Here is a 12,126-nt window from a genome sequence, read left to right as displayed (position 1 = left end):
GAATAGGGCTAACGCTCCAGCACCACGAAGGCGATGGCCTGATCACGCTCATCACTGATCGACAGGTGCAGATGGCGGATACCCGCCCGCGCGGTCAGGGCTTCCGCCTCGTCAGACAGCTTGAGCGAGGGCTTGCCCAGGGCATCGTTGACCACCTGAATCTGGGTGAAGCGCATGCCCTGACGCAGGCCGGTGCCCAGCGCCTTGACGAAGGCTTCCTTGGCCGCGAAACGCTTGGCCAGAAAGGCCGCCGGCTGAGGATGATCGGCAAAGCGCGCCAGCTCCTCTTCCCCCAGCAGTCGGCGCGCAAAGCGCTCGCCGTGGCGCGCCATGCCTGCCTCGAAGCGCTCGATACGCGCGATGTCCGTGCCTATGCCGACGATCATCCGCAGCAGCCTGAGCCCTGCACATGCTCATGGTCATCACCGTGTTCGTGGTCATGGTCATGATCGTGCGCATCCAGCGCGGCCATCAGGCCCGCTTCCTGGCCTGCGATACACAGACGCTTCATCTCGATGACGGCCTCCTTCAGGCCGACGAACATGGCGCGCGCGATGATCGCGTGACCGATGTTCAGCTCGTTGAGCCCGGAGATACCCGCGATCGCCTCGACGTTGTGATAGTTGAGGCCGTGACCGGCATTGACCACCAGCCCCAGCTCGTTGGCCAGCTCCGCGGCGGCCGCGATGCGCTCGAACTCGACACGCGCCGTCTCGCCCGTGGCATCGGCATAGGCACCGGTATGCAGCTCGATGACCGGCGCACCGGCCTCGAAGGCGGCACGAATCTGCTCCGGCTCCGGGTCGATGAACAGCGAGACTTCACAGCCCGCCGCCGCCAGACGCTCGCAGGCGGCAGTGATGCGCGCCAGATCACCGGCGACATCCAGTCCGCCTTCGGTGGTCAGCTCTTCGCGCTTTTCCGGCACCAGACACACGTTGGCCGGCTGGACTTCCTCGGCCAGCGCCAGCATCTCTTCGCTGACGGCCATCTCGAGGTTCATGCGCGTGTTGAGCACCTCGGCCAGAATGCGCACGTCGCGCTCCTGAATGTGGCGACGGTCTTCACGCAGGTGCACGGTGATACCGTCGGCACCCGCCTCTTCCGCGACCAGCGCGGCCTGGACCGGGTCCGGATAGCGGGTACCACGCGCCTGACGCAGTGTGGCGATGTGGTCGATGTTGACCCCGAGCAGGATGCGCAGCGGATGCATGATCAGCTCCTAACGATGAACAAGAGAACAGGCATGGCGACGAGGGCCATGCCGAAGACAGGTCGCGCAATACTATCATGCGTCACGCCGCAGCCGGACAGTGTCGCCACGCCTGACGGCGTCAGTCGGACTGGCGACTCTGACGCCGCCTGGCCGTCAGCTGCATCATCAACTCGCGCGAACGCAGCGGACGGTCCCCCAGCAGCGGCGCCAGCGCACGCCGCGCCAGCCACAGACTCTCGCGGGCAAGCCCTGCATGGCCCCAGTCTTCACTGGCCAGCAACTTCAGGGCGCGCCCTTCGATGCCTGCCGCGCCTGGCGGCTGCGCCTGAAAGCGTCGCTCACTGACCACATAGTCATAGCGCACATCCGGCATCAGCGGGCTGTCATCCAGAGCGCGAAACTGCGGCAGTTGTTCCAGCGCTTCCAGCAGGCTGTATTCGAGTCGCCTGAGCGCGGGCGCGCGTCTGGCAGGCAGTGCCACCTCATCCAATGTCAGCGAGTAGAGCGCGAACAGCTCCGGCACCGGCATTTCCACCGGCAGCGTGCGGGTCAAAAGCTCATTGGCGTAGAACCCGCACAGCAGCCCCTCGCCCGCCAGCAGACTGGCGCTGCCGCCGGTCTCCATCAGGTTGAGAGTCTTGAGATCGCTCTCGCCACGCCAGGTGACATGCAGGGGTGTGAACGGCTGCAGTCGTGCACGCGCCTTGCTGCCCGGGCGCTGAACGCCACGCGCCACCGCGCGCACCCGTCCGTGTTCGAGGGTCAGCAATTCGATGATGGCACTGGTTTCACGGTAGGGCTTGCGATGCAGCAGGAAGGCCGGTTGCGGCGTCATCAGGCAGGCTCACGTCAGACGGTGGCTTGGCAAAAAAAGCTGGCAGAAGGACTGGCAGAGGGGCTGGCAAGAAACGAGACCGCCTGGACAGGGCCAGGCGGTGCGCGGCAGAGGCCGCGAGAACATCGGATCGGCGACGGGCGGCACACGGCAGGCGCGACCCTCTCGGATCGCCACCGCCCTGCACCGCTCGCGCGACGTCGTCAGTCCTTGTCGTGGGTGTAACCCAGACTCTTCAGGGCACGCTCGTCATCCGACCAGCCACGCTTGACCTTGACCCACAGGTTCAGCATGACCTTGGCGTCGAAGGCGCGCTCCATCTCGAGACGCGCTTCACGGCCGATGTTCTTGATGCGCTCACCGTTCTCGCCGATCAGGATCTTCTTCTGACCCTGACGCTCGACCATCATCAGCGCGCTGATGTGCAGGGTGCCGCGCTGATCGGTCTTGAATTCCTCGATCTCGACGGTCATCTGGTAGGGCAGTTCGTCACCCAGCTGACGCATCACCTTCTCGCGCACCAGCTCGGAGGCCAGGAAGCGAGAACTCTTGTTGGTGATCTGGTCGTCCGCGAACATGTGCTCGCCCTGCGGCAGACGCTTCATCACGTTCTCGAGCAGCAGATCGATGTTGGTGCCGTTCTTGGCCGACATCGGAATGATGGCCGCGAAGTCACGACGTTCCTGCAGGCTCTGCAGCCAGGGCGCGAGGGTGGTCTTGTCCTTGAGCCAATCGATCTTGTTGACCACCAGAATCACCGGCGCCTTCACGTGGGCCAGCTTCTCGAGCACGATCTGGTCTTCTTCCATCCAGCGGGTGCGGTCGACGATGAAGACGACGGCATCGACGTCACGCAGCGCCTGGGTGGCGGCCTGGTTCATGAAGCGGTTGATCGCCTTGTTGCGATCGCGCTGCATGATGTGGATCCCCGGGGTATCGACGAAGACGCACTGGGTGCCCTCTTCGGTGTGGATACCCATCACCTGGTGACGCGTGGTCTGCGGACGACGCGAGGTGATCGAGACCTTCTGGCCCAGGATGTGGTTCATCAGCGTCGACTTGCCGACATTCGGGCGACCGACGATGGCGACGAAGCCACAGCGGGTATCCGGCAGCGGCTGATCGCTGACACCGGCGGCGGCCAGCATGCCCTCGAGGGCATCCGGGGTGCCGGCGCCGTTATCAGTGGAGTGATCAGGGGCGTCGCCGCTCGGGGTGACGTTGTCTTCTGGGGTATGGCTCATGAGCGGCCTCCGCGGGCAGGTTCGAGCAGTTGCAGCGCGAACTCGGCCGCCTGCTGTTCAGCATGACGACGGCTGGAGCCGACGCCTGTGGTCTTGGTGTCGATCATCTCGACGTGGCAATCGACGCTGAAGGTCTGCGAATGCGCTTCGCCTTCGACGCTGGTCACCTCATAACGCGGCAGTGCCGCCTGACGCGATTGCAGGAATTCCTGCAGACGCGTCTTGGGGTCTTTCTGGGTGTCCTGAAGATTCAGCGCTTCAAGACGGGTGGCGTACCAGCGCAGCACGTGTTCACGTGCCACCTGCATGCCGGCGTCCAGATAGATGGCGCCGATCACGGCTTCCACGGCATCGGCCAGAATGGACTCGCGACGGTGACCGCCGCTTTTCATCTCGCCGGAGCCCAGACGCAGGTTCTCGCCGAGATTGAATTCACGTGCCAGCTCCGCGAGGGTCTGACCCTTGACCAGGCGCGCACGCAGGCGTGACAGCTGGCCTTCACGGGCCTGGGGGAAGCGCAGGAACAGCGCTTCGGCGATCACGAAGTTGACGATGGAATCGCCAAGGAATTCGAGACGCTCATTGTTCTGGCCACCATAGCTTCGATGGGTCAGAGCCAGTTCCAGCAGGCTCGCATCCTCGAAGGTGTGGCCGATACGCTTTACAAAGGCATTCAGCGGGCTACTCACAGGTCTCCCTACTCTCTTTTTGTCGCTGACGCCCGCGGGCGTCCTGTCGAATGGTGCATCAGTCATGCTGGCTGATGCCTGTCGTCTTCGACATGTCTCGCGATGCCCGAAGCCTACGCGGCTTGAGGAGTTGCCGATTGCCACCATCCCAATCCGATATTCGTCAGCCGCGCTGCCCGCAAGCTTGTGGCCACGGGTCCGACATGATGAACAGCAGGTTGACATGGCAGGCACGACGCATCGTCCCATGTCGAAAATCCGCACTGATAAGGCCGGCGGGCCAATGTGGCCCTGCCAGACACGACCGGGCCGCCTCTCGGCGGCCCGGTCAATGCACTGATCAATGAATCAGGCGTACCGAGGAAAAGTCCGGGAACCCTTCTTTCCAGTGCATCCAAACCGCCACCGCCTTGCCGACGATGTTCTCTTCCGGCACGAAGCCCCAGTAGCGGCTGTCGTTGGAGTGATCACGGTTGTCACCCATCACGAAGTACATGCCTTCCGGCACCCGGATCTCGCGCATCTGCGGGCCGGGGTCCTGAGGGTTATTGTAGATTTGATGGGCGTGTTTCCCCAGTGTCTCATCCAGCAGGTCTTCACCGGACTGTTCACTGGAGTTGCGCGCATTCAATGTCTTGTCGATGGCCTCACCATTCACGTAGAGCTGCTTGCCTTCGTAGCGAATGGTATCGCCCGGCAGGCCGACGACGCGCTTGATGAAGTTGGTGGACGGATCTTCCGGGAAACGGAACACCATCACATCGCCACGCTCCGGCTCGCCGACTTCCAGCACCTTGGTGTCGACCACCGGCAGGCGCAGGCCATAGTCATACTTGTTGACCAGGATGAAGTCGCCGATCTTGAGCGTCGGCAACATCGAGCCGGACGGAATCTGGAACGGCTCGAACGCGAAGGAGCGCACCACCAGTACCAGCAGCAGTACCGGGAAGAAGGACTTGGCATAGTCCACCGGCCACGGGTCGCGCGCCAGCTTCTCACGCGTGCCAGCGTCCAGTTCTCCTTCGACGGAGGCCTCGGCCTTGGCCACACGCGCCTTGCGCGCACTGCGCAGGGCAACCAGGTCTATCAACCACACCACGCCGGCTACCGCTACGGCAATCACCAATACTAGCGAGAAATCCATCGTTGTCCCTGTCTGCCCTGGGTCTTGGTGGCAAGCCGCCAGACGGCGGCCTGCCTCAGTCGTTCATCTTGAGCACGGCAAGGAAGGCGTCCTGGGGAATTTCCACCCGGCCGACCTGCTTCATGCGCTTCTTGCCCGCTTTCTGCTTCTCGAGCAGCTTCTTCTTGCGGCTGACGTCGCCGCCGTAACATTTGGCGGTCACGTTCTTGCGCAGCGCCTTGACGGTGGAGCGTGCCACGACCTGGCCACCGACGGCAGCCTGGATCGCCACATCGAACATCTGACGCGGAATCAGCTCTTTCATCTTCTCGACCAGCAGACGGCCGCGGCCATGTGCGTGATCACGGTGGATGATCGCCGCCAGTGCATCGACGCGGTCGCCGTTGATCAGCACATCCAGACGCACCAGCTTGGCCGCCTCGAAGCGCTCGAAGCTGTAATCCAGTGACGCATAGCCCTTGGAGATGGATTTGAGGCGATCGAAGAAGTCCATCACCACTTCCGCCATCGGCAGTTCATAGATCAACTGGATCTGGCTACCCAGGAACTGCATGTCGAGCTGAACGCCACGACGATTGACGCACTCGGTGATGACGTTGCCGACATATTCCTGCGGCACGAGGATGGTAGCGCGGCAGATCGGCTCGCGCAGCTCATCGACGTTGGCCATGTCCGGAAGCTTGGACGGGTTGGACACCGGCAGCACATCGCCGTTGTCCATCAGCACCTCATAGATCACCGTCGGCGCGGTGGTCAGCAGATCGAGATTGTACTCGCGCTCCAGACGCTCCTGGATGATCTCCATGTGCAAGGTGCCGAGGAAGCCGACACGGAAACCGAAGCCCAGCGCGTCGGAGTTCTCCGGCTCGTAGTCCAGTGAGGCATCGTTGAGCGCCAGCTTCTGCAGCGCGTCACGGAAGTCCTCGTAGTCATCGGAGCTGATCGGGAACATGCCGGCATAGACCTGCGGCTTGACCTTCTGGAAGCCCGGCAGACGCTCGACCTTGTCGGCGGTCTTGGTGTGCACGATGGTGTCACCCACCGGCGCGCCCATGATGTCCTTGATCCCGGCGACGATGAAGCCGACCTCACCGGCGCGCAGCACGCCGGTTTCCTTGCGCTTGGGCGTGAAGATACCGATCGCGCCGGTTTCCCAGTCACGGCCGGTGGACTTCAGGCGGATCTTCTCGCCCTTCTTCAGGGTACCGTCGAAGATACGCACCAGCGAGACGACGCCGAGGTAGTTGTCGAACCAGGAATCGATGATCAGCGCCTGCAGCGGTGCCTCCGGATCGCCCTTGGGCGGCGGAATGTCACGCACCAGACGCTCGAGCAGCGCTTCCATGCCCATGCCGGACTTGGCCGACACCTGACAGGCATCCGTCGCGTCCAGACCGATGATCTCCTCGATCTCCTGGGAGACCTTTTCCGGGTCCGCCTGCGGCAGATCCATCTTGTTGAGGACCGGCAGCACCTCGAGGCCCTGCTCGATGGCGGTGTAGCAGTTGGCCACCGACTGGGCTTCGACACCCTGGCCGGCATCGACCACCAGCAGCGCCCCTTCACAGGCATACAGCGAGCGCGAGACTTCATACGAGAAGTCGACGTGGCCCGGCGTATCGATGAAGTTCAGCTGATAGGTATTGCCATCGTCAGCGTGGTAGTCGAGGGTCACCGACTGCGCCTTGATGGTGATGCCGCGCTCACGCTCGATGTCCATCGAGTCAAGCACCTGCTCCTTGAGCTCACGGTCGCTCAAGCCTTCGCACAGCTGGATGATGCGGTCAGCCAGCGTGGACTTGCCGTGGTCAATGTGGGCGATGATTGAGAAGTTGCGGATATGCTTCAAGGACGGCGGCGTTACGCGTTCGGTCATGGATCACTGCTCTGTATTTGTGCCCGTCTCCGTGAAATCACACGGCCAACACGGGAGACGACGGAAATCGAATTGCACGCATTGTACAGCCCGACCACAAGCGATGATAGAAGGCGTTGCCTTTTGCGCCCCTCCGGGCCCTGTCACAACCCGCCTGATCTCGGGTGAGCCGCGGGGCCGCCCGGCAGCAGACGGGGCGCACAGTCGCCCGTGCGCCCCGTCTGCTGCCGGAGTGACCGCCTTCGTGCCGGTGGCGGTCACCTTCTGTTGCCGGCGCGCTCGTCGCCCAAGTTCTTGACGCTTGCGTCAGGCGCTGGCGGGATCACTTGTCGCTGTCGGCACGCATGCGCAGTGCGATGTACAGCGGGCGACCATTGCGCACCAGGCGCAGCGAGACCGGACGGTTGGTCGGCAGCTTGGCGACCACATCGCGCAGCGCCTGCACGCTGGTCAACGGCTGCTGATTGAGTTCGACCAGCACATCGCCAGCGCTGATGCCTGCCTCGGCAGCCACGCCCTGCGGGTCGACTTCCATCACGCGCACCCCGTGATCGAGGTTGAGCTCGTTCAAGCTGGCCTTGTCGAGCTCTGCCACCGCAACGCCCAGCCCCTGCTTGTCGTCACTGGCCTTGGCGGCATGCGCCTGCTCACTGCCCGGCCAATGGCCGACCTTGGCGGTCAACGTCTGGCTCTTGCCATCGCGCAGGATGGAGAGCTTGAGCGAATCCCCCGGCGAGCTGGCGCCGACCATGCGCGGCAGGTAAGCCGAGCTCTCGACCGCCTTGCCATCGACGGCGGTGATGATGTCACCGCTCTTGAGGCCAGCGGCGGCGGCAGGGCCGTCCGGATCAAGATCGGCGATCAGCGCACCGCGCGCACGGTCCAGCCCGAAGGATTCGGCCAGGTCCTTGGACACCGGTTGAATGACGACGCCCAGCCAGCCGCGATCCACGCGCCCATCGGTCTTGAGCTTGTCGGCGACATCCATCGCCACATTGATCGGGATCGCGAAGCTCACGCCCATGAAGCCGCCGGAGCGGGTATAGATCTGGGAGTTGATGCCCACCACATCGCCATCGAGATCGAACAGCGGCCCACCGGAGTTGCCCGGATTGATCGCCACATCCGTCTGGATGAACGGCACATAGGCGTCCGACGGCAGGGTGCGATCGATGGCGCTGACGATACCGGCGGTGACGGAATGATCGAAGCCGAACGGTGAGCCGATCGCGGCCACCCATTCGCCCACTTCCAGCGCATCACTGTCGCCCATCGGCAAGGTCGGCAGGTCTTCCGCCTTGACCTTGAGCAGCGCGATATCGGTCTTCTTGTCCTCACCGACCACCTGCGCCTTGAGTTCGCGACGGTCGTTGAGGCGCACCATCACCTCATCGGCACCGTCGATGACGTGGGCATTGGTCATGATGTAGCCATCATCGGAGATGATGAAGCCAGACCCGAGACTGGAGCGCTTCTCGACGCCCCCGCGGCCCGGACCAGGCAGCTGATCACCGAAGAAGCGCTTGAAGAATTCGGGCATCTCTTCGCCATTGGGCCCTCGGAACACCGGCCCCGAGCTGCGCTGGATCTCGGTGGTGGTCGCGATATTGACCACCGCGGGCGCCGAGTCCTTGACCAGCTGGGTGAAGTCGGGCAATTCACGAGCCTGAACCAGCTGGGAGCCCATCAGGGCAGCCATGGCCAAGGCAGGTACCATCAGGCGGGAAAGGGATTTCATCAGTGCGGCTCCTGGTACGTCCTGTCATCACTTGTTATCAGGCGTGCAATCACGCAACTACTGACGATGGCAGCGTCACATCGCTGGCGGCGTCCTTCTCATTGACGTCGAAGCGTCGTTGAAGTTCAGCGATTGGTGCCGCGCTGGACGCAACCATGCGTCGCCAACATCCGACAGGTGCCGATGCCAGCCCGATGCAGACTGACGACGCCACCTGCCGACTACGCAAGTCACCCCCCGATCTGCCGAGAGAGTCGACTACCGCTATCACTTGAGCACGTCATCACTTGAGCACGACGACTACAACGCCTTGATCGCCATCGCGTCCATGCCGAGACGACGCATCAAGCGCGGCCGATAGAGTGCCTGCCGCTCAGGGCGCGCGGCATGCCAGCGCACGACCATCAGGCCCGCCGCCAACGAGAGTGCGAAGCCCAACGGCACCGCCAGGGTGCCAGCGCCCGCCAGCTGCTCGGCCACGATGCCACCCAGCATGCCGCTGACCAACGGCAGGCCATACAGCAGACCCGCACTGCGCAGAAACGCCGACTCATCGATGCCGATCACCACCCGCTCGCCCACCATCGGCAAGTCTTCGCCTGCCGGCACATGGATCAACACGCGATGCGGCTTGCGACGCGAAAACTGGCTCAACAGGCCGCTGCCACAGCTACTGCGCGCATTGCAGGCACCACAGGTGGAGCGACGCTGGGTCTCGACCCAGACGCCTTCCTTGCCATGCCCCGTGACCTGCCCCTCTTCCTGCATCATCTTGCTGACTCCTGCAAAAACTCGCCGCGCACTGGCGACACATACGCGTAGAATAGCGTCATTCACGGCGGCACTTCACGCGCCTCAGGCCCGACAAGCGCCCACGATACCATCAACAGGAGCCCGCATGAGCGACGCACCCCCATCCACTTCCCGCCTGGACCCGTTGCACGGCGTCACCCTCAAGGCACTGCTGACCTGGCTGGTGGACCACTACGGCTTCGAGACCCTGGGCGAGCTGATTCCCATCAACTGCTTCCTCAGCGACCCGAGCATCAACTCGAGCCTCAAGTTTCTGCGCCGCACGCCCTGGGCGCGCGCCAAGGTCGAGACACTCTACATCCAGACGGCAGATCGCTATCTGCATGACTGAGGCCGAGCGTGGCCACACCGGCAAGTGACGGCGCTGGCCGGGCGCGACCAGGTCATGTGGGCGCAACCAGGATATACAGACAAGAAAAGAGGGGCAGCCATTGGCTGCCCCTCTTTTCTTGTCCATCCATGCTGCTTTCATCTGCCTTGCCAATGACGCCAGCGCAAGCCAGTCATCCAGCGAATGTCACTGGGCAACATCCTGCAGGCTGATCCACTCACTGCGCTCCGGCACCGGGCCACGCGAGGAATGCTGGCTCAGGTAGGCCTCGAGCAGACGACGCTGCGCGAGATCCGCCGCGGCGACATTGCTGGACGACATGCCGGAATCGTAGCTGCCACTTTGCGGCGCCATGAACATCGGGCGCGAGCTGGAGGGCGTCACGCCGACCTGCATCAAGCCGCTATTGGCGCCGGGCTGTACCCACTGAGACGCCTCGGCATTCACTGACGGCTGGCTGACCTGACGCACGGTGCCGCCCTGGATGGCTGAACCGCCCTGGTTGACGGAAGAGCCGCTGGCAAGCTCTGCACCGCTGTTCACGCCGCCGGGCACCCCATTGTCACCGCCATTGAAGACCTGCACGCCGGTGATCACCATCACCGCGACGCCTGCCGCGATGGCCGCGGAGCCGGCAAAGGAGAACAGGCTGCGACGCTCGGCCACGGGCGGCGCGCTCGCGGGAGCCTCGCGGGAGATCAGCTCGACCTCGGCGCTGACCGCCGACGCGATATCCAGAGTGAAGGTGCTTTCACGCTCACGATGCATGGCACTGCGCGCCAGGTGATAGCGGCGCCAGGTGTCTGCAGCCTCAGGAGACTCATCGAGCCCCTTGAGGACACGACGCAGATCCAGCTCGTCACCCTCCGCATCCATCAGCGCGGACAGCGACTCCTTCACGGATTCGGTGGTCTTCAGATTCATGCGTAAATACCCTCACACTCGTCAGATTGAACGACGACTTCAATCTGCACTCCTGGCAACAAATGGCGTCATTCACCATGGCGGCTGATGGCCCGAGCGGGCCAACGGCAAACAGCGTTACTGCGCCGTGGAAGAGGGGCTTTCGTGCCCTGCCCCTCACCACTCACTTTCCAGCGCTCATGCACGCAGTCGCTGAGCTACATGACTACTGAACAGTAAGAACACGCGCCGCACGGATTGTTCCGCCATTCGTTCAGAAAACATTCACTTTAGCTGCAAGATTTCGCCAAGCCACTGAGTTGATTGAATTTAACCAACAAAATTTTTGTGGCTCTTCTCTCACAGGGGCGACGCAGAAAAGCGACGTCACTCGACGGCAGACACCGCCGCGGCGGGACTGACCAACCCCTGGATGGCCTTGTCGACCGCTTCACGTGCGCGGAAGATACGCGAACGCACCGTGCCCACCGGGCACTGCATCACCTCGGCGATATCCTCATAGGACAGGCCATCGAACTCGCGCAGCGTGATGGCGGTGCGCAGATCTTCAGGCAGCTTCTCGATGGCCTCGAAGACGACCTTCTCCAGCTCATCGCGCGCCATGGCAGCTTCCGGCGTCTCGATGTCCGACAGGCGACCGGACTGATCGACCACCTCGGCATCGCCGATATCCATGTCGGTGCCCGGCGGACGACGGCCCCGCGAGACCAGATGATTCTTGGCCGTATTGATGGCGATCCGGTACATCCAGGTATAGAAGGCGCTCTCGGCCCGGAAGTTGGGCAACGCACGATAGGCCTTGATGAAGGCTTCCTGGGCGACATCCTGCACTTCTGAATGATCGTGTACGTAACGGCTGATCAGGCCGAGAATCTTGTGCTGATATTTCCTGACCAGCAGATCGAAGGCGCGGTTATCCCCTCTCTGGGCGCGCTCGACCAACTGCTGGTCCGTTTCATTGACACTCATTCACTCGCTCCCTCCGCGGGAGTGGAGGCACCGCTTGCGGACTCCACATCAGGAATCCCCGGGGCATCAGCACCTGACAGGAATTGCGACTCGCGCATGCGTTATCCGGCCCCTTTGATATTCGTTGTGATGGATGCGATGCCTGGCGCGGGGCGAAAAAGCGCCCGACGGCCCGCTGACGCGACCAAAATCAACGCACAGTGTTCCTGTTTATCATTTGTACGGCAAGACGCCATGCCGTCAAAGCCTCAGGTTTTGCGTGTTCACTCCCGTCATGACAGCGTTTGGCGACGCTGACACGTCAAAGCGTAACGTTTTCTTTACGATTTACGCTTATCTTGAGTCGC

Annotated in this window: 12 protein-coding genes; 1 reads left to right on the top strand and 11 read right to left on the bottom strand. The window is 62.8% G+C overall.

Annotation, left to right across the window (positions count from 1 at the left end; all coding sequences use genetic code 11):
• Positions 1-8: 8 nt before the first annotated feature.
• From acpS to R2R70_RS01420, 9 genes are all read right to left on the bottom strand, one after another.
• Entirely contained in the window at positions 9-386 is a 378-nt protein-coding gene (acpS, locus tag R2R70_RS01460; protein ID WP_043331863.1) for a holo-ACP synthase, read from the bottom strand.
• Positions 383-1,213, bottom strand: a complete 831-nt coding sequence (pdxJ, locus tag R2R70_RS01455) for a pyridoxine 5'-phosphate synthase (protein WP_054554985.1) — start codon at positions 1,211-1,213, stop codon at positions 383-385. Before pdxJ ends, acpS begins: the two co-directional genes overlap by 4 nt.
• 121 nt (positions 1,214-1,334) lie before the next feature.
• Entirely contained in the window at positions 1,335-2,051 is a 717-nt protein-coding gene (gene recO, locus R2R70_RS01450; RefSeq protein WP_200019205.1) for a DNA repair protein RecO, read from the bottom strand.
• A gap of 203 nt (positions 2,052-2,254) precedes the next feature.
• A complete protein-coding gene (era, locus tag R2R70_RS01445) occupies positions 2,255-3,199 on the bottom strand; it encodes a GTPase Era (protein WP_052384345.1) in 945 nt (314 codons plus the stop codon).
• Between the two features lie 92 nt (positions 3,200-3,291).
• Positions 3,292-3,984, bottom strand: coding sequence for a ribonuclease III (gene rnc, locus R2R70_RS01440; protein ID WP_043331866.1), 693 nt, complete (start codon positions 3,982-3,984; stop codon positions 3,292-3,294).
• A gap of 340 nt (positions 3,985-4,324) precedes the next feature.
• Entirely contained in the window at positions 4,325-5,128 is an 804-nt protein-coding gene (gene lepB, locus R2R70_RS01435; protein WP_054554987.1) for a signal peptidase I, read from the bottom strand.
• Between the two features lie 55 nt (positions 5,129-5,183).
• Complete coding sequence (gene lepA / locus R2R70_RS01430) at positions 5,184-7,004, bottom strand: translation elongation factor 4 (RefSeq protein WP_043331869.1); 1,821 nt, start codon at positions 7,002-7,004, stop codon at positions 5,184-5,186.
• Positions 7,005-7,326: 322 nt separating this feature from the next.
• Positions 7,327-8,742, bottom strand: coding sequence for a DegQ family serine endoprotease (locus R2R70_RS01425; protein ID WP_043331870.1), 1,416 nt, complete (start codon positions 8,740-8,742; stop codon positions 7,327-7,329).
• Positions 8,743-9,042: 300 nt separating this feature from the next.
• Positions 9,043-9,513, bottom strand: coding sequence for a SoxR reducing system RseC family protein (locus tag R2R70_RS01420; RefSeq protein ID WP_054554989.1), 471 nt, complete (start codon positions 9,511-9,513; stop codon positions 9,043-9,045).
• A gap of 127 nt (positions 9,514-9,640) precedes the next feature.
• Here R2R70_RS01420 and R2R70_RS01415 point away from each other — a divergent pair, with 127 nt between their 5' ends.
• Positions 9,641-9,886, top strand: a complete 246-nt coding sequence (locus R2R70_RS01415; protein WP_153635275.1) for a VF530 family DNA-binding protein — start codon at positions 9,641-9,643, stop codon at positions 9,884-9,886.
• A gap of 186 nt (positions 9,887-10,072) precedes the next feature.
• Here R2R70_RS01415 and R2R70_RS01410 read toward each other — a convergent pair whose 3' ends face one another.
• Both R2R70_RS01410 and rpoE read right to left on the bottom strand, forming a co-directional pair.
• Positions 10,073-10,810 (bottom strand): sigma-E factor negative regulatory protein, encoded by a 738-nt coding sequence (locus R2R70_RS01410; protein WP_107335316.1) that lies wholly within the window; start codon positions 10,808-10,810, stop codon positions 10,073-10,075.
• Positions 10,811-11,176: 366 nt separating this feature from the next.
• Entirely contained in the window at positions 11,177-11,779 is a 603-nt protein-coding gene (rpoE, locus tag R2R70_RS01405) for an RNA polymerase sigma factor RpoE (protein WP_410977019.1), read from the bottom strand.
• Positions 11,780-12,126: the final 347 nt, after the last annotated feature.

Origin of the sequence: Cobetia sp. SIMBA_158, from assembly GCF_046566945.1 — a bacterium.
GTDB classification, from domain to species: Bacteria; Pseudomonadota; Gammaproteobacteria; order Pseudomonadales; family Halomonadaceae; genus Cobetia; species Cobetia amphilecti.
This window is presented reverse-complemented; position numbering and strand designations above follow the sequence as displayed.